Raw genomic sequence first — 16,975 nt, forward strand, 5'->3', positions numbered from 1 at the left:
CATGGCAGAGATTTCCAATCGCAAGCGCATCTGGGGCTGGTGGTTTTTTGATTGGGCGTCGCAGCCTTATCATACGCTGCTGGTCACTTTTGTTTTCGGCCCCTATTTCGCCGGAGTCGCCGCAGGGTATTTCACCGAAGCCGGGCTGGACCCGCAAGCCGCTGCTGCGCGGGCGCAGACGGTCTGGGCCAATTGCCTGACCATCACCGGGCTGATCATCGCTTTCGGCGCGCCTCTGCTTGGGGCAATGGCGGATGTTTCGGGTCGCCGCATACCGTGGATTTTTGCGTTTTCGGTGATGTATGTGGTGGGGTCCGCCGCACTTTGGTACACGATGCCCGACGGTTCAAACATGTGGCTGATGCTGTCGGCCTTCGGGCTGGGCTTTGTCGGGGCAGAGTATGCGCTGATCTTTATCAACTCGCAGCTGCCTGATCTGGGCGATGATAGTCAGGTGGGTGAGATCTCGGGCTCGGGTTTTGCCTTCGGGTATTTTGGTGGGCTGATTTCTCTGGCGATCATGCTGGCGCTGTTTGTCGAACAACCCAGCGGTAAGACATTGATCGGGATGGAGCCTGCGCTGGGACTTGATGCCGCCACTCGTGAGGGTACGCGCTTTGTTGGACCTTTCACCGCCGCGTGGTTCGTTTTGTTCATGGTGCCCTATTTCCTGTGGGTACGTGATGACCCGAAAGCCGAGAAAACCGGCAGTTTCGCCGAGGCGCTACGCCTGCTGGGGCACTCAATCTCGAACCTGCGGCATCGAGTCAGTCTGGCGACTTATCTCGGGTCGTCCATGTTTTACCGCGACGCGTTGAACGGGCTGTACAGCTTTGGTGGGGTCTATGCGCGGCTGGTTCTGGAGTGGGATCTGATCAAGATCGGTGTCTTCGGGATTGTCAGCGTTCTGGCCTCGGCCATTTTTGCGTGGATCGGAGGTAAGCTGGATCGGAAGTATGGCCCTAAACCAGTCATTCTGGTCGCAATCTGGGTGTTGATCTTTGTCTGTATCACTGTCGTATCGATGGACCGGACGCAGATCTATGGCATAGCATTGCCGGAAGGGTCCGGATTGCCTGACATGGTGTTTTTCGGCTGTGGCATCCTGATCGGCGGGATGGGCGGGGTTCTGCAATCCGCCAGCCGCTCGATGATGGTGCGCCATACCGATCCCACCGCTCCGGTTGAAAGTTTCGGCCTTTATGGCTTGTCCGGCCGTGCGACCGCCTTTGCCGCGCCTTTGCTGATTGGCGTGGCAACAACTGTGACCGGTAGTGCAAGACTAGGGGTGTCACCGATCATTCTGTTGTTTATTCTGGGTCTATTCCTGATGCGCTGGGTAAAGCCGGAAGGGGATCAGAGCAGATGATTTTACTACGTTTTTTGGCACTATTAGCCACGATCGCATGGGCAGGCACGGCGGGGGCGCAGCCCTTAGCCAAGCAATTGTTCGGGGCGCAAAAGCAAAGCTCACAACAAAAACCAGCCGCTTTCGGCAGTTATTCGCGCGGATGCGCCGCCGGATCGGTGCAGCTGCCTGAAACCGGGCCCACATGGCAGGCCATGCGCCTGTCGCGCAATCGCAACTGGGGCCACCCCGAGGCGATTGACTACGTACAAGACCTCAGCCGGTTTGCGGCCAAGCAGCCGGGCTGGAATGGTCTTTATGTCGGGGATATCAGCCAGCCGCGGGGCGGGCCGATGACGTCAGGCCATCGCTCGCACCAGTTGGGGCTGGATATCGATATCTGGATGCTGCCCGGAGACAACATGCGGCTGTCGCGCAACGCGCGTGAGAATATCTCGTCCATTTCCCTGCGTCGCGCGAACGGAGCGTTCGTGAACGGCAACTGGACCAAACAGCACCACGCCGTTCTGCGAGCAGCCGCAAAGGACAAGCGCGTCGCGCGGATTTTTGTGTTCCCCGGTGCCAAGGTTCAGATGTGTAAGGAAGAGAAGGGCAACCGGGCTTATCTGCGTAAGATCCGGCCTTGGTGGGGGCATCACTACCACTTCCATGTGCGCCTGAAATGCCCGCGCGGGTCGAAGGGCTGCGTCAATCAGGACCCGCCGCCAAAGGGTGATGGCTGCGCACAGGCGCAGGAATGGGTCAACAATATCCTCAACCCTCCGCCACCCGATCCGAACGCACCTGCGCCCAAGAAACGTCGTGAGTATGTTTTGGCCGATCTGCCCCAGCAATGCTCAGCCGTTTTGTCGTCCAACTGATTGCCACCGCCATGTGGGCCGGTCAGGTCGCAGCGGTTGAGGTCAAGAGCGCCACATTTCTGGGCAGCTACACATGGGTCGAGGCCACCGATTGGTTCGGTGGCTTCTCGGCCATACACCTGAGCAACGACGGCTCCCAAGCCACCCTCCTGAGTGACCGAGCTACCCTGGTCACGGCACGGATCACGCGCGATGGAGATGCGATATCGGGTGTCGAAGTGCAAAACCGCGGGCCGCTTCTGTCCAGCATGGGGCGTAAGCTGAGCGGCCGGGCGGGGGACTCTGAAGGAATCGCCCTTGCGCCAGGTGGCGGCTTTTTCGTGTCCTTCGAAGGTGTTCATCGCGTGGCCTATTATAGCTCTCCGGCAGCCAACGCGTTGGTTCTGCCGCGCCCTCACGCCTTCAGCGCGCTGAATCGCAATGGCTCGTTCGAAGGGCTGGCGATTGACGGGCAAGGGCACCTCTATACCCTACCGGAGAAAACCCGCACGGTGAGCGGCGATATTCCGGTTTTTCGCTGGGACGGGACCACCTGGTCGACCCCTTTTACCCTACAACAACGGGATCGCTTCCTGCCCGTTTCCGCAGATTTCGGCCCCGACGGGCGCTTTTATGTGCTTGAGCGCGCGGTCGCGTTCATCGGATTTCGCACCCGCCTGCGCCGATGGGACGTCTCAAACGATACACCACGCGCCGAGGAGGTTCTGCTGGATACCGAAACCGGCACACATGACAACCTCGAAGGTCTGTCGGTCTGGCGCGACGATCAGAACCGCCTGCGCGCAACGATGGTCTCGGACGATAACTTTCTGGCGCTGCAGCGGACTGAACTGGTGGAATACCTACTGCCCGATTGACACAAGGCATTCGAGGGTCTAAACGCACGGCTTGCCTTGGGATGAGCCCGGGGCCAAGTCGCCGCTACCTTGTCAAAACGGGCATCTGAAAATGCAACGCGCTTTTATTCCCGGCATTCTTGCCATGGCCGCCATTGTTGTGGCCTCCAACATCCTGGTCCAGTTCCTGATCTTTGACGGGCTGCTGACCTGGGGTGCCTTCACCTATCCGCTGGCCTTCCTGGTCACCGACATCATGAACCGCGTCTATGGCGTGGCCACCGCCCGCAAGGTCGTGTTTGCCGGCTTCATCACCGGCATCATCTGCTCGCTGATTGGCAGTCAGATCATTCTGCAGGGTGACGGCTTCACCTACGCTGCCGTACCGCTGCGGATCGCCGTTGCGTCGGGTACCGCCTTCCTGATCGCGCAGTTGACCGACGTCACCGTATTCAATTCGCTGCGCGGTGGTCGTTGGTGGCGTGCGCCGCTGGTCTCGACGCTGGTCGGCTCAGCGCTGGACACTGCACTGTTCTTCACCATCGCGTTTTCGGCCTCGGTTACCTTCTTCGGTGCCAATGCGGATGCTGCGATCAACTGGGCGTGGGAGCCTGTGCCGTTCATGCTGTCCGGTCCGATGGCGCCTCTGTGGGTGACACTGGCCTTCGCGGATTGGCTGGTAAAGCTGTCGCTGGCCTTGGTCGCCCTGATCCCGTTCAAAGTGATCGTTGCGCGACTGACCGCTCAGCCTGCGTAAAAAAGTGCTTTGAGAATGGCGCATATTGTGTCAGGCTCAAACTTAACCGCAACAGATAGAAAAGGAGGTGATCCAGTGTCGAGAAAGAGATTGGAGAGAGGTGTCGGAACAACCGGGGGGATCGCCTGCTAGGGCAGCCCTTGGCGGAGCGTGCGCTCCGGCTGGTCGATTGATCTAACCGACCCGACCTCCTTGTACTTTCGAAGGGCCGTCCCACCGGGGCGGCCCTTTTTGTTTCTGCCCCTGCCGGATAAGGTCCACACCATGTTGCGCATCACCGAAGATATCACCCTGCAAGACTGGGAAATGACCGAGAGCTTTGTTCGCTCGTCCGGCCCCGGCGGGCAGAACGTCAATAAGGTCTCGACAGCGGTGGAACTGCGGTTCGAAGCTGCGCGCTCACCGTCTTTGCCCGACCTGGTCAAGAACCGGCTGAAACGGCTCGCCGGGCGACGCTGGACCAAGGATGGCGCAATCATCATCCAATGCGAGGAAACCCGATCGCAGGCCCGCAACCGCGAGATTGCCCGTGCCCGTCTGGCTGAATTAATCACCCGTGCGTTGGTCAAACCCAAGCGGCGAATTGCGACGAAACCCACCTATGGCTCGGTCAAACGTCGTCTGGCCGCGAAAAAGGCCCGTGGCGACGTCAAGGCGCTGCGCGGCAAAGTATCTGAAGATTGATCTGGAATCTTGCCGACCCGTTGATACTCTGACCCGCAAAAGCGGCAGGAGGGTAACGCCATGAGGCTAGGGGGGAAAACGGCAATCGTAACCGGCGGCGCATCTGGATTCGGGGCCGGGATCGTACACACGTTTCTGGCCGAAGGCGCGCGCGTGATGATCGCTGACATCAACGGCGACGCGGCGCAGGACTTGGCGGTCCAACTGGGTTCCGCCGCCATGGCGCAGCAGGTGGATGTCAGTGATGGCGTGTCGGTTCAGGCGATGGCTGATGTGGCTCAGGCTGCCTTTGGACATCTCGACATTCTGGTCAACAACGCGGGCGTCACCCATTTGCCCACCCCGCTGGAAGACGTGAGCGAAGAGGATTTTGACCGCGTCTTCAACGTGAACATGAAGTCCGTCTACCTAACCGCCCGCGCCTTTGTCCCGGCGATGAAAGCGCGCGGCGCCGGGGCGATCCTCAACGTCGCCTCAACCGCCGGGCTGTCGCCGCGCCCCAATCTGAACTGGTACAACGCCTCCAAGGGCTGGATGATCACAGCAACAAAAACCATGGCGGTCGAACTGGCCTCCTCCGGCGTGCGGGTCAACGCCATCTGCCCGGTCGCGGGGGAAACGCCGCTGCTGAAATCTTTCATGGGCGAAGACACGCCCGAGATTCGCGCCAAGTTCCTCTCGACCATCCCGCTTGGTCGCTTCTCCACACCGGAAGACATGGCCAACGCGGCCCTGTTCCTCTGCTCGGACGAGGCCAGCATGATCACCGGCACAGCGCTAGAGGTCGACGGTGGCCGCTGTATCTGATCCGCTCTTCATCTGGCCAAAAATACCTCCGCCGGAGGCAGCGCGCGCTAGCGCGCTTTCGGCCCAACACAAAAGGCGAAAATGACCCCCGGAGCCCGAAACCTTATCACCGATGTCCCCGGCCTGAAGGTCGGCAATGCGCAGGACACTGCGCTGAAGTCTGGCACAACGGTCCTGACCGCCGACACGCCATTCACCGCCTCGGTCCACGTGATGGGCGGGGCCCCCGGCACGCGCGAAACCGACCTGCTGGCCCCCGACAAATCCGTCACCCATGTCGACGCCATCACTTTGTCCGGTGGATCGGCCTTTGGTCTGGATGCCTGCTCGGGCGTCTCGGACGCGCTACGGGCACAAGACCGGGGATTTCCTGTCGGCGATATCAAGGTCCCAATCGTTCCCGGCGCAATCCTGTTCGACCTGTTGAACGGCGGTGACAAGTCATGGGACGAAAACCCTTACCGCGCTTTGGGACGCAAGGCTTTCGAAACCGCCAGCGAGGACTTCACCCTGGGCACAACTGGGGCAGGGACCGGAGCCTTGGCGGCGATGCACAAAGGCGGGCTGGGTTCGGCCTCATTCGTTTTGGACAGCGGAGTGACCGTTGGCGCTTTGGTGGCAGCGAACCCGCTGGGTAGTGTGACAACGCGGGGTGATCGCCACTTCTGGGCCGCCCCGTTCGAGATTGGCGATGAATTCGGCGGTTTAGGGCCTGATCCCAGCGCCGGACTGGGCCAACCGCAAATCAGCCGTAAGTCGCAGGCCATGCGTGCCGATCCGCAGAAGGCCAACACGACGATAGCAATCGTTGCCACCGACGCGGCCCTCTCCAAACCTCAATGTCAGAGACTGGCGGTCGCCGCCCATGATGGGATCGCGCGCGCAATCGTTCCCGCGCATACGCCGGGCGATGGCGATCTGGTGTTTGGCGTCAGCACCGGGGCAAAGCCCATGACCTCGGAGGTCGAGCTTGGGCAGATCGGCCATGCGGCCTCTCTCTGTCTGGCGCGGGCGATCGCGCGGGCGGTTTATCTTGCGACACCTGTCTACGACGATTTGCTACCTTGCTGGTCGACTCTAAACGCGACAGATTAGAAACGCCTGTACAAGCGCCTATAGGCGCGTAAGCGCGGCAATCTGCGCGTTGACTCTGGGCCGTTCAAAAGCACCATCTGCGCAAGCCACCAAGTATCGGAGCCAAAATATGAATCGCATCCTAGCTACAGCAATCATCGGCCTGCTGGCCCTGCCAGCCTATGCGGAAGGCGACGCCGAAGCAGGCAAGAAAGCCTTTAACAAGTGCAAATCCTGCCACATGATCGCAGACCCAGAGGGCGAAGTGATCGTCAAGGGCGGCAAGACCGGGCCGAACCTCTATGGCATCGCGGGTCGGACTGCGGGCACCTATGAGGGATTCAAATACGGTGACAGCATCGTTGCTGCCGGTGAAAACGGGCTGGTTTGGGACGAAGAGAGTTTCGTCGCTTATTCGCAGGACCCTAAAGCGTTCCTGAAGGATTACCTGGGCGAGACCTCGGCCAAATCCAAGATGTCGTTCCGTCTGAAAAAAGGCGGCGAGGATGTCTATGCCTACATCGTGAGCGTCTCTGGCGAGTAAAATCGGCCGAAAATCCCGTTGGACATGACGAAAGGCCGCACACCTGCGGCCTTTCGTGCGATTGATAACCTGACCAATCATTGCCACTTTCGTTCCATGCGGTGCCTGTGCTCAGCCTTATGACACCGAACCGCCACGCCGATCTGGCCATTACATAACCCCAAATTCCCGCTGTTCCGGCGGATCGGCATCAGGAGATGACAGATGGGATTGATGATTCCGGCCTGGGTTGATGGCCAATTGACCCCCGTCGACAAGCTGGAGGCGCATGAAAAGGGCCTCAAGCACAAGGCCGTGTCTGTCTTTGTCGTGCGGGGCACCGAAATTCTGCTGCAGCGTCGCGCCATGGGCAAATATCACACGCCGGGTCTTTGGGCGAATACCTGCTGCACGCATCCCGACTGGAACGAAAGCGCCTCAGCCTGCGCTGTGCGTCGCCTGCGTGAGGAATTAGGGATCACCGGCCTTTACCCGGAGTACCGCCACCGGCTGGAATATCACGCTGATGTTGGCAACAGCATGGTGGAACATGAGGTCGTTGACGTCTTCCTCGCCCATGTCCGTGGACCGTTGAAAATCGAGCCTAACCCGGACGAAGTGATGGATATCCGCTGGATCGACTACCATGATCTGCTGGCCGAAGTGCGCCGCCATCCCACCCGTTTTACGCCGTGGCTCAAGATCTACCTCGCCAACCACGCCGACACGATTTTTGGCCCAGATCTGATCATCTCGGCCAAGAGGTAGGCACTGCGCCTTGCAAGGACGGCCCAAGCCGCCTACATCATCGCGTCATGGCCAAGCAGAAGACAGACCCGAATTACAAAGTCATCGCCGAGAACCGGCGCGCCCGCTTCGATTACGCAATCGAAGAGGATATCGAGTGCGGCATCATGCTGGAGGGCTCTGAGGTCAAATCCCTGCGGGCGGGCGGATCGAACATCGCCGAAAGCTATGCCTCGGTCGACGACGGTGAGCTATGGCTGATCAACAGCTACATTGCCCCTTATGAGCAAGCCAAGGTTTTCAAGCATGAAGAACGCCGCCGCCGCAAGCTGTTGGTGTCGCGCAAAGAGCTGTCGAACCTTTGGAATGCAACCCAGCGCAAGGGCATGACGCTGGTGCCACTGGTGCTGTATTTCAACCACAAGGGCCGGGCGAAGCTGAAGATCGGGATCGCCAAGGGTAAAAAGCTGCATGACAAGCGCGAAACCCAGGCCAAGCGGGATTGGTCACGGCAGAAGCAGCGGTTGATGAAAGATCACAGCTAACTCTAAACGCAATTGAGGGCTGCGCCGGGCTGAAGCCCGGCTTACCCGGCGATTGCAGATCGCGTGATCAGAATGTCATGGCTGCCTGAACGGCGCGTTGCCAGCGTGCATAGGCGGCGTCGCGGTCCTTTTGCGGCATGTCCGGCTCGAATCTCTGATCCAGTTGCCATGTCCTGGCGAAACCGTCCTGATCGGGGTAGATCCCGGCCTTCATGCCCGCCAGCCAAGCCGCGCCCAAGGCGGTCGTTTCCTGCATTACGGGCCGATCGACCGGTGCGCCCAGAATGTTTGAGAGGCCCTGCATGGCCCAGTCAGATGCGCTCATCCCGCCATCGACGCGCAGGATCACCTCAGCCTCGGCCCCCCAGTCGCCCTGCATGGCGTGCCACAGGTCTCGGGTCTGGAAGGCGATGCTTTCTAGTGTGGCACGGGTGACTTCGGCCCGGCCCGAGTTGCGGGTCAGTCCGAACATTGCGCCACGGCAATCCGGTTTCCAGTAGGGCGCGCCCAGACCGGTGAAGGCGGGCACCAGCACCACATGCTGGTTCGGATCGGCCTGCTTGGCCAGATCGCCGCTCTGCGGGGCCGAGTCTATGATTTGCAGCGCGTCGCGCAGCCACTGAACGGCGGCCCCGGCGATAAAGATCGAGCCTTCTAACGCATAGGTTCGCTGCCCATCCAGCTGATACCCGATCGTGGTGAGCAGACGATTCTTCGAGGCAACCGGCTGCGTGCCGGTGTTCAACAGAGCGAAACAGCCAGTGCCATAGGTCGATTTCATCATGCCGGGCTGGAAACAAGCCTGTCCGATAGTGGCGGCCTGCTGGTCCCCGGCAACGCCCAGAATAGGGATATTGCCGCCAAGCAGCGTTGTCGCACCGAAATCAGCGGCGCAATCCAGCACCTCTGGCAGCATCGCCATCGGGACGTCCAGCAGATCGCAGATCTCAGCGCTCCAAGCGCCTTTGTGGATGTCGAACAACAGGGTCCGGGCGGCGTTGGTGGCATCGGTGACGTGGTTGCGCCCTTCGGTCAACCGCCAGATCAGGAAACTGTCGATGGTGCCGAACAGCAACTCTCCGGCTTCGGCCTTTTCGCGGGCGCCCGGAACGGTATCCAACAGCCATTTGACCTTGGTGCCCGAGAAATAAGGGTCTAACAGCAGCCCGGTTTGCAGAGTCACATCATCCTCGCACCCGGCCTGTTTGTAGCGGGCGCAGATATCGGCGGTGCGGCGGTCCTGCCAGACAATGGCATTGTGGATCGCCTTGCCGGTGGTCTTGTCCCAGACCACGGTGGTTTCACGCTGGTTGGTGATGCCGATCCCGGCGATTTGCGCAGGCGTTGTGCCCGTGGCCTCCATCACCTCCTGACAAACGCTCAGAACGCTGTTCCAGATATCCTCGACATCATGTTCAACCCAGCCTTCCTGCGGGAAATGCTGGGGAAATTCCTGCTGGGCCGTGCCCACGCGCTGCATCTGAGCGTCAAACAAAATTGCGCGCGATGATGTCGTGCCCTGATCAATAGCCAGAATATATGTCATGCCCGCGTTCCTCCCCCGGTGGTGTTTTGCGGGACTTTAGCGCAAACACTCGCGCAGGGGCCAGAGCAGAAATCAGGCCGCAGCGACCGGGATATTGTCGATCAGCCGAACGCCATCCGCCCAGGCGGTGACGAACAGGCGGGCCGGGCGGTCGGCGCGAGGCAGGGCCTGCAGCGTTTCGGCACAGCGCAGGTCGATATATTCGACCTCGGTGAAGCCCGCCTTAATCAGGGTGTCGCGCGCAGCTTGCGCAATCGGCGCGAAATCCGCGCCCTGTGACAGCTTTTCCGCCATCCCGCGCATGATCTGGTTCTTCTGCGCCGCGATCTGCAGCCCTTCGGCTGAGAGGCGCAGATTGCGCGAGGACATCGCCAAGCCCGACGGCTCACGCACGGTGGGGCAGCCGACGACCTCGATCGGGATATCCAAATCGCGGGCCATGCGCCGCACGACCAACAGCTGTTGATAGTCTTTTTCCCCGAAATAGGCTCGATCCGCCTGCGTTTGCAGGAACAGTTTGGCGACCACCGTGGCGACGCCTTCGAAGTGACCGGGGCGGAAGGGCCCCTCCATCACATCGGTCAGGCCCGCGACCGAAACCGTTGTCGAGAACCCCTCGGGGTAGATCTGATCCGGGTCCGGCACATAGATCGCGTCAACGCCATAGGGGGAGAGCTTTTCGGCGTCCTCATGCTCGGTCCGCGGGTAGTTGGCCAGATCCTCGGGGTTGTTGAACTGTTTGGGGTTCACAAAGATCGTGACAATCACGTGGTCGCATCCGGCCTTGGCCGCCTCGACCAGTGACAAATGCCCCTGATGCAGCGCGCCCATTGTGGGGACGACGCCGACTATCTCTCCGTCACGGTGCCATTGCGTGGTCAAAGCCCGCAGGTCCGCCAATCGGCGTAGAATAGGAGCGGTCATGTGCTGGCGCCCTTGGGGGCCTGATCCGCAAACACATGCTCATCTGCGGGGAAGGTGCGGGCGCGTACTTCGGCGGCGTATTCGGCAATGGCGGCTTCGGCCAACGGGCCAAGTTCGGCGTAGCGTTTGACGAATTTCGGTTTGAACGCAGTGAAAAAGCCTACCATGTCGTCGACCACAAGGATCTGCCCATCACAGCCGGCCGAGGCCCCGATGCCGATGGTCGGGATTTCCACCTCAGCCGTGATCCGATCGGCCAGACCTTGCGGAACCTTCTCTAACACGACCGAAAACGCACCTGCCTGTGCCACGGCGGCGGCGTCAGCCAGCACCGCGTCGGCCTGTTCGTCGCGGCCTTGCACCTTATAGCCGCCCAGCGTGTTGATGGATTGCGGCGTCAGGCCGATATGAGCCATGACCGGGATGCCGCGCTTGACCAGAAAGCGGATGGTTTCGGCCATCTCGACCCCACCTTCCAGTTTGACCGCGCCTGCACCGGTTTCCGCCATCAGGCGGGCGGCGTTGCGGAAGGCTTGCGCGGGGCTTTCCTCGTAGCTGCCGAAGGGCATGTCGATCACCATCATCGCGCCTTCCAGCCCGCGCGCGACGGCCTGACCATGCAGGATCATCATTTCCATCGTCACGCCAAGGGTCGATTCCAACCCGTGCAGCACCATTCCAACGCTGTCGCCAACAAGGACAAAGTCGCAATGGGCGTCCATCAGTCGGGCCATCGGTGTGGTGTAGGCCGTCAGACTGACCAAAGGATCGCCGCCTTTGCGCGCGCGGATATCCTCGGCGTTCGGGGCTTTTTTGCGGGCTGTGGCGCTCATGCTCGGCTCCGGCACGGTTCATGTTGCAGCGCGGCATAACAGATCGGACCGGGCCCGCGAAACCCCGGTTGCGCGAACATTTCCTTGAATGACCCTAGGTTTAAGGGAACACTGGCCTCCGATAGGCCCAAAAACACGCGGCTACGTTGACATCAACGGGGAGAGATTTTCATGACAAAGCAGATGTTTCGAACCTTCGGATCGGTCTTGGCGCTCAGCGCCAGTGTGCTGGCGACGCAGGCATTGGCGAAATCCGACATCACCATCGCCATGCAGCTGGAGCCACCGCATCTGGACCCGACCAGTGCCGCCGCGCAGGCCATTGATTCGGTTGTTTACACCAATATTTTCGAAGGTCTGACCCGTTTCATGGGCGACGGCTCGGTCGTGCCGGGGCTGGCGGAAAGCTGGGAAATCTCAGACGACGGCACCGTCTATACCTTCAAGCTGCGCGATGGCGTGACCTTCCATGATGGCACCACGATGGATGCCGAGGACGTCAAGTTCAGCCTGGATCGCGCTATGGCCGAGGACAGTGCGAATGCGCAAAAGGCGCTGTTCGCTGGCATCGAAAGCGTCGAAGCAGTGGACCCGACGACCGTCAAGGTGACCCTGTCCGAGCCAAATGGGAATTTCCTGTTCAACATGGCCTGGGGCGACGCCGTGATCGTGGCGTCAGACAGCATTGACGACATCAAGACCAACCCTGTCGGAACCGGGGCGTTCACCTTTGGCGAATGGGTGCAAGGCGACAGTATCACGCTGAACCGCAATCCCGATTATTGGGGCGATCAGCCCGCGTTAGAGACGGCTACGTTCAAGTTCATCTCGGATCCGACCGCCGCTTTTGCGGCCATGATGGCCGAGGATGTGGATGTCTTCGACAATTTCCCCGCGCCCGAGAACCTGCCTCAGTTCGAGGCCGATCCACGCTTTCAGGTGCTTGTCGGCTCGACCGAGGGTGAGACGATCCTGTCCACGAACAACAAGCAAGAGCCCTTTGACGATATCCTCGTTCGGCAGGCGCTGGCCCACGCGATCGACCGTCAGGCGATCATTGATGGAGCCATGTTCGGCTATGGCACCCCCATCGGCACCCATTTCGCGCCGCATCACCCGGCCTATGTCGATCTGACCGGGCAATCCGCCTATGATCCGGAAAAAGCCAAATCCCTGCTGGCCGAGGCCGGTCTGGCAGACGGGTTCGAAACCACCCTGCATCTGCCGCCCCCGTCCTATGCGCGCCGTGGCGGCGAGATCATCGCCGCTCAATTGGCCGAGGTCGGAATCACGGCCGAGATCATCAATGTCGAATGGGCGCAGTGGTTGGAATCGGTCTTCAAGGGCAAGGATTTCGGCCTGACCATCGTCAGCCATACCGAGCCGATGGATATCGGCATCTATGCCCGGCCCGATTACTATTTCCAGTATGAAAGCTCGGATTTTCAGGCGCTGATGGATCTGCTGAACACCACAACCGACCCGGATGAGCGCACCCGCCTGATGGGTGAGGCACAGCGGCTGATCTCCAGCGACTATGTCAACGGCTACCTGTTCCAATTGGCCAAGCTCGGCGTGGCGAAAGCAGGCGTTCAGGGGCTGTGGCAGAATGCGCCAACAGCCGCCATTGATCTAACCGCGATCAGCTGGGCTGAGTAACTGTCGGGGCTAACCCGCCCCGTCAATCAGCCAATTGCTATGAACCCAGCCCTTGCGACGGGGCTGGCCATAGTAGACGCCGATCCACTCCCCCTGCTGCGCGCAGGTGCGGACCGTGTCGCCGTTGCGCAGTTGGTCGACCTGGAAATAGTTTGACCCCGGTCCCGTGCGCACAGCCAGAAAGCCATCACCGTTTGGATCCAGACCCGAGACGATACTGGCCGCGCATCCTGCGGCTTGCCCGTCTTCGGTGATCACGAAATCCACATCCAGTTGCTGAGCAGGCGCCGTGCCCGCTGCGGCTAAAAACAAAGCCGCAAGTACAGGTATTCTCATCATCAATTTCCTTTCAAACAATGGTCTCAGGATAAGGCCCATGCTGATTCTCGACAATGGAACTGGTGCTGGACCCAAAGCGCGGCCCGGCCTAACGTGGCGCTGATGCTTCGCTATGCCCTCAAACGTCTGATTTCGCTGGTGATCAGCCTCGCGGTTGCCTCGGTGGTGATCTTCGCTGTGATCGAGATTGCGCCGGGCGATCCAGCCTCATTCATGCTGGGCGTCAACGCTCAGCCCGATACGCTGGCCGCGCTGCGGGCCGAGTTGGGGTTGGATATGTCCAAACTCGATCGGTACTTAAATTGGGTCGGAGGGATGCTGACCGGCGATTTTGGCACCTCTTACACCTATCGCACGCCGGTATCGCAGATGATCGCGGATCGGCTATGGGTGTCATTGCCGCTGGCGCTCTATGCGCTGACCCTGTCCACCCTGATCGCCTTTCCAGCGGGCATCTACGCCGCCGCCCGTCGCGGTAAACCGGGCGATCTGACGGTCATGGGGGCTACGCAACTGGGCATTGCGGTGCCGAACTTCTGGTTCGCGATGATGTTGGTGCTGATCTTCGCCATCAACCTCCGCTGGTTCAACGCCGGAGGGTTCGCCGGTTGGGACAAAGGGTTCTGGCCCGGGCTGCATTCCCTGACCCTGCCCGCCATCGCTTTGGCGCTGCCGCAAGCGGCCATTCTGGCGCGGGTGATGCGGTCGTCGCTGCTCGACATACTTGGCGAGGATTTCATGCGCACCGCCCGTGCTAAGGGGCTTTCCCGCCGTCAGGCGCTGTGGAGACACGGAGTGCGCAACGCGCTGATTCCGGTGCTGACGATCATCGGGCTGCAATTTTCGTTCCTGCTGGCCGGGTCGATCATTATCGAGCAGGTCTTCTACTTGCCCGGCCTCGGGCGGTTGGTGTTTCAGGCAATCTCAGCCCGCGATTTGATCGTTGTGGAATCCGTGGTGATGCTTCTGGTTTTCGCCGTCATCACCGTAAACTTTCTGGTCGATCTGGCCTATGCCGCCGTAGACCCACGGCTAAGGAGCCGGACATGAGCCGAAACCTGATCCTTGGAGCGGTGCTATCGTCTCTGGTTCTGCTGGCGGCGCTGATCTCGTTTGTCTGGACGCCCTATGACCACGCCGCGCTGGACATTCCTGCTAAACTGCAACCGCCCAACGCGCAGCATTGGTTCGGCACCGATCACTTCGGGCGCGATATGTTCTCGATGATCATGGTTGGCGCGCGGACATCCATTGCCGTGGCGCTGGTGGCGGTGGGGATCGGTATGGCTTTGGGCGTGCCCCTGGGCCTGACGGCGGCAGCGCGCAAGGGGTCTTGGCTGGATGAGGTCATCATGCGCGGCAATGATCTGGTCTTTGCCTTTCCCTCTCTGGTCATCGCCATCCTGATCACCGCCGTTTTCGGCGCGGGTGCGATCAACGCGATCATCGCTATTGGCATCTTCAACATCCCCGTCTTTGCGCGCATCACGCGAGGGGCCGCGTTGTCGCTTTGGGAACGGGAGTTCATCCTCGCTGCCCGCGTTTCCGGTAAAGGCGCGGCTCGGATTTCGGCGGAACATATCCTGCCCAATGTCGCCAATCTGCTAATCGTTCAAGGGACCATCCAATTCAGCCTTGGAATCCTGGCCGAAGCGGGGCTGAGTTACGTCGGTCTCGGCGCGCAACCACCCACGCCAAGCTGGGGCCGGATGCTGGCCGATGCGCAGACGATGGTCAGTTTTGCCCCGCATTTGGCTCTAATTCCGGGTCTGGCAATCATTGTGACGGTGTTGGGTCTGAACTTGCTGGGTGACGGTCTGCGCGACTGGCTGGACCCCCGCATTCGGGTGGCGCGGGCATGAGTTTGTTGAGGATCGAAAACCTGTCTCTGGCCATTCATGAAGCTGAGATTCTGAAGCAAGTCAGTCTGTCAATTGCGCCCGGTCAGATCGTGGCGGTCACGGGAGAGAGCGGCTCGGGCAAGTCCATGACTGCGCTGGCCATCATGCAACTGATGCCAGACGGCGCGAGCACCGACGGGTCGATACATCTGGACGGGCAAGAGATTCTAAACCTGCCTGAGACTGAAATGTGCGCCCTTCGCGGCGCGTCGATCGGAATGGTGTTTCAGGAACCGATGACCGCTCTGAACCCGGTCAAAACCATCGGTGATCAGGTTATGGAGACCATCCTGATCCACAAAGCAATGCCCCGCGCGCAAGCTGAGGCCCGAGCGCAAGAGGTTCTCAGCCGTGTTGGCCTGCCTCCTAACCGTTTCCCTCTGTCCCGCTACCCGCATGAGCTGTCGGGCGGTCAGCGTCAGCGCGTGGTCATAGCGATGGCGATCGCACTCAGGCCCAAACTGCTGATTGCGGATGAGCCCACGACAGCCCTGGACGTGACCACTCAGGCCCAGATTCTGGACCTGCTGAAAGGGCTGGTGCGCGAATACGACATGGGGCTTCTGATGATCACCCATGATCTGGCCGTGGTGGCCGATATGGCGGATCAGATCGTGGTCATGCGTCGGGGCGAAGTGGTCGAGAGCGGCGCAACCGATCATCTGCTTAAAAACATGCAGCACCCCTATACACGGATGCTGTTTGACGCCTCGAACCATCAAGTTGCTCTGCCTGAGACGCAGGAGCAAAAGTCCTTGCTTGAGGTCACCGACGTGGTTCGTGACTACCGTCTGCCACGCACGGGACTGTTCACGAAGCCCGCCTATATGCGAGCGGTGGACACGGTCAGCTTCACCCTCAACCGCGGAGAGCGTCTGGGTCTTGTCGGAGAGTCAGGGTGTGGTAAATCGACCCTAACACGGGCTATTTTGGGGCTGGAGGAGGTCCAATCCGGCGATATCCGGCTGGACGGCGCGCCCGTTTTCTCGGGCCATAAGTCAAATCTCGACGTGCGCCGCAAGATGCAGGTCGTGTTTCAGGACCCTTATGGTAGCTTCAACCCGCGCCACCGCGTCGCGCGGTTGATCACAGAGCCGTTTCACCTGCTGGAAGCCCCTCCGACCGGGTCCGAGCGTCAGGACAGGATCGCCGAAATGCTGCGCGCTGTCGGCCTCAGCCCGGATGATGCCGGGAAATACATCCACGAATTCTCGGGAGGGCAGCGGCAACGTATCGCTATCGCCCGCGCGTTGATAATTCGCCCAGAACTGATCCTGTTTGATGAGGCGGTCTCGGCCCTCGACGTGTCGGTCCGGGCGCAGATCCTTGATCTTTTGGCAGAACTGTGCGCGGCCTACGATCTGACCTACCTGTTCATCAGCCACGATCTGAGCGTTGTGCGCACGATCACGGATCGGGTGATGGTGATGCAGGCCGGGAAAATCGTCGAACAGGGCGAGACCGAAGATGTCTTTGCCAACCCCCGCCATCCCTATACCCGCAAGCTGATCTCGGCAGCGCCGCAATTGCCCGAGATCGGGCGGAAAATCGCGTGATATTTGCTTTATTAG

Annotated in this window: 18 protein-coding genes; 14 read left to right on the forward strand and 4 right to left on the reverse strand. The window is 60.3% G+C overall.

Annotated elements, in window-relative coordinates; genetic code table 11:
• The first annotated feature begins 1 nt into the window (after position 1).
• From ACR3FB_RS17810 to smpB, 10 genes are all read left to right on the forward strand, one after another.
• A complete protein-coding gene (locus ACR3FB_RS17810; RefSeq protein ID WP_480566413.1) occupies positions 2–1,369 on the forward strand; it encodes an MFS transporter in 1,368 nt (455 codons plus the stop codon).
• Entirely contained in the window at positions 1,366–2,229 is an 864-nt protein-coding gene (gene mepA / locus ACR3FB_RS17815; RefSeq protein ID WP_480566415.1) for a penicillin-insensitive murein endopeptidase, read from the forward strand. The genes ACR3FB_RS17810 and mepA overlap by 4 nt, the downstream gene beginning before the upstream one ends.
• Complete coding sequence (locus ACR3FB_RS17820) at positions 2,202–3,086, forward strand: esterase-like activity of phytase family protein (RefSeq protein ID WP_480566417.1); 885 nt, start codon at positions 2,202–2,204, stop codon at positions 3,084–3,086. The genes mepA and ACR3FB_RS17820 overlap by 28 nt, the downstream gene beginning before the upstream one ends.
• 91 nt (positions 3,087–3,177) lie before the next feature.
• Positions 3,178–3,822 (forward strand): queuosine precursor transporter, encoded by a 645-nt coding sequence (locus tag ACR3FB_RS17825; protein ID WP_480566419.1) that lies wholly within the window; start codon positions 3,178–3,180, stop codon positions 3,820–3,822.
• 264 nt (positions 3,823–4,086) lie between these two features.
• On the forward strand, positions 4,087–4,506 hold the full coding sequence (arfB, locus tag ACR3FB_RS17830; RefSeq protein WP_480566501.1) for an alternative ribosome rescue aminoacyl-tRNA hydrolase ArfB: 420 nt from the start codon (positions 4,087–4,089) through the stop codon (positions 4,504–4,506).
• A 60-nt stretch (positions 4,507–4,566) separates the two neighbouring features.
• Positions 4,567–5,313, forward strand: a complete 747-nt coding sequence (locus ACR3FB_RS17835) for an SDR family oxidoreductase (RefSeq protein WP_480566421.1) — start codon at positions 4,567–4,569, stop codon at positions 5,311–5,313.
• A gap of 81 nt (positions 5,314–5,394) precedes the next feature.
• Positions 5,395–6,408: a P1 family peptidase gene (locus ACR3FB_RS17840; protein ID WP_480566424.1), complete on the forward strand. Its 1,014-nt coding sequence runs from the start codon at positions 5,395–5,397 to the stop codon at positions 6,406–6,408.
• A gap of 109 nt (positions 6,409–6,517) precedes the next feature.
• Positions 6,518–6,931 (forward strand): c-type cytochrome, encoded by a 414-nt coding sequence (locus ACR3FB_RS17845; RefSeq protein ID WP_480566426.1) that lies wholly within the window; start codon positions 6,518–6,520, stop codon positions 6,929–6,931.
• 204 nt (positions 6,932–7,135) lie between these two features.
• Entirely contained in the window at positions 7,136–7,678 is a 543-nt protein-coding gene (idi, locus tag ACR3FB_RS17850) for an isopentenyl-diphosphate Delta-isomerase (protein ID WP_170459547.1), read from the forward strand.
• 47 nt (positions 7,679–7,725) lie between these two features.
• Positions 7,726–8,202: an SsrA-binding protein SmpB gene (smpB, locus tag ACR3FB_RS17855; RefSeq protein ID WP_170379480.1), complete on the forward strand. Its 477-nt coding sequence runs from the start codon at positions 7,726–7,728 to the stop codon at positions 8,200–8,202.
• A gap of 67 nt (positions 8,203–8,269) precedes the next feature.
• On the opposite strand, the gene glpK is transcribed toward smpB, so the two are convergent.
• The 3 genes from glpK to panB all read right to left on the reverse strand — a co-directional run bounded on the left by glpK (position 8,270) and on the right by panB (position 11,505).
• Positions 8,270–9,748 carry a glycerol kinase GlpK gene (gene glpK, locus ACR3FB_RS17860; protein ID WP_480566428.1) on the reverse strand — a complete coding sequence of 493 codons (1,479 nt, stop codon included), beginning with the start codon at positions 9,746–9,748 and terminating at the stop codon, positions 8,270–8,272.
• 72 nt (positions 9,749–9,820) lie between these two features.
• Positions 9,821–10,672, reverse strand: a complete 852-nt coding sequence (gene panC / locus ACR3FB_RS17865; RefSeq protein WP_480566430.1) for a pantoate--beta-alanine ligase — start codon at positions 10,670–10,672, stop codon at positions 9,821–9,823.
• Complete coding sequence (gene panB / locus ACR3FB_RS17870) at positions 10,669–11,505, reverse strand: 3-methyl-2-oxobutanoate hydroxymethyltransferase (protein ID WP_480566432.1); 837 nt, start codon at positions 11,503–11,505, stop codon at positions 10,669–10,671. Before panB ends, panC begins: the two co-directional genes overlap by 4 nt.
• A 171-nt stretch (positions 11,506–11,676) precedes the next feature.
• On the opposite strand from panB, the gene ACR3FB_RS17875 reads away from it, so the two are divergent.
• Positions 11,677–13,164, forward strand: a complete 1,488-nt coding sequence (locus ACR3FB_RS17875; protein ID WP_480566434.1) for an ABC transporter substrate-binding protein — start codon at positions 11,677–11,679, stop codon at positions 13,162–13,164.
• Between the two features lie 9 nt (positions 13,165–13,173).
• On the opposite strand, the gene ACR3FB_RS17880 is transcribed toward ACR3FB_RS17875, so the two are convergent.
• Positions 13,174–13,500 carry an SH3 domain-containing protein gene (locus ACR3FB_RS17880; protein WP_170640562.1) on the reverse strand — a complete coding sequence of 109 codons (327 nt, stop codon included), beginning with the start codon at positions 13,498–13,500 and terminating at the stop codon, positions 13,174–13,176.
• 105 nt (positions 13,501–13,605) lie between these two features.
• Here ACR3FB_RS17880 and ACR3FB_RS17885 point away from each other — a divergent pair, with 105 nt between their 5' ends.
• Genes ACR3FB_RS17885 through ACR3FB_RS17895 form a run of 3 tightly spaced genes read left to right on the forward strand, consistent with a single transcriptional unit; the run spans position 13,606 to position 16,960 of the window.
• On the forward strand, positions 13,606–14,553 hold the full coding sequence (locus ACR3FB_RS17885; protein WP_480566436.1) for an ABC transporter permease: 948 nt from the start codon (positions 13,606–13,608) through the stop codon (positions 14,551–14,553).
• Entirely contained in the window at positions 14,550–15,365 is an 816-nt protein-coding gene (locus tag ACR3FB_RS17890; RefSeq protein WP_170640558.1) for an ABC transporter permease, read from the forward strand. The genes ACR3FB_RS17885 and ACR3FB_RS17890 overlap by 4 nt, the downstream gene beginning before the upstream one ends.
• Positions 15,362–16,960 (forward strand): ABC transporter ATP-binding protein, encoded by a 1,599-nt coding sequence (locus tag ACR3FB_RS17895; protein WP_425084837.1) that lies wholly within the window; start codon positions 15,362–15,364, stop codon positions 16,958–16,960. Before ACR3FB_RS17890 ends, ACR3FB_RS17895 begins: the two co-directional genes overlap by 4 nt.
• The last annotated feature ends 15 nt before the right edge of the window (positions 16,961–16,975 follow it).

It is taken from the genome of Ruegeria sp. AO1 (assembly GCF_056535985.1).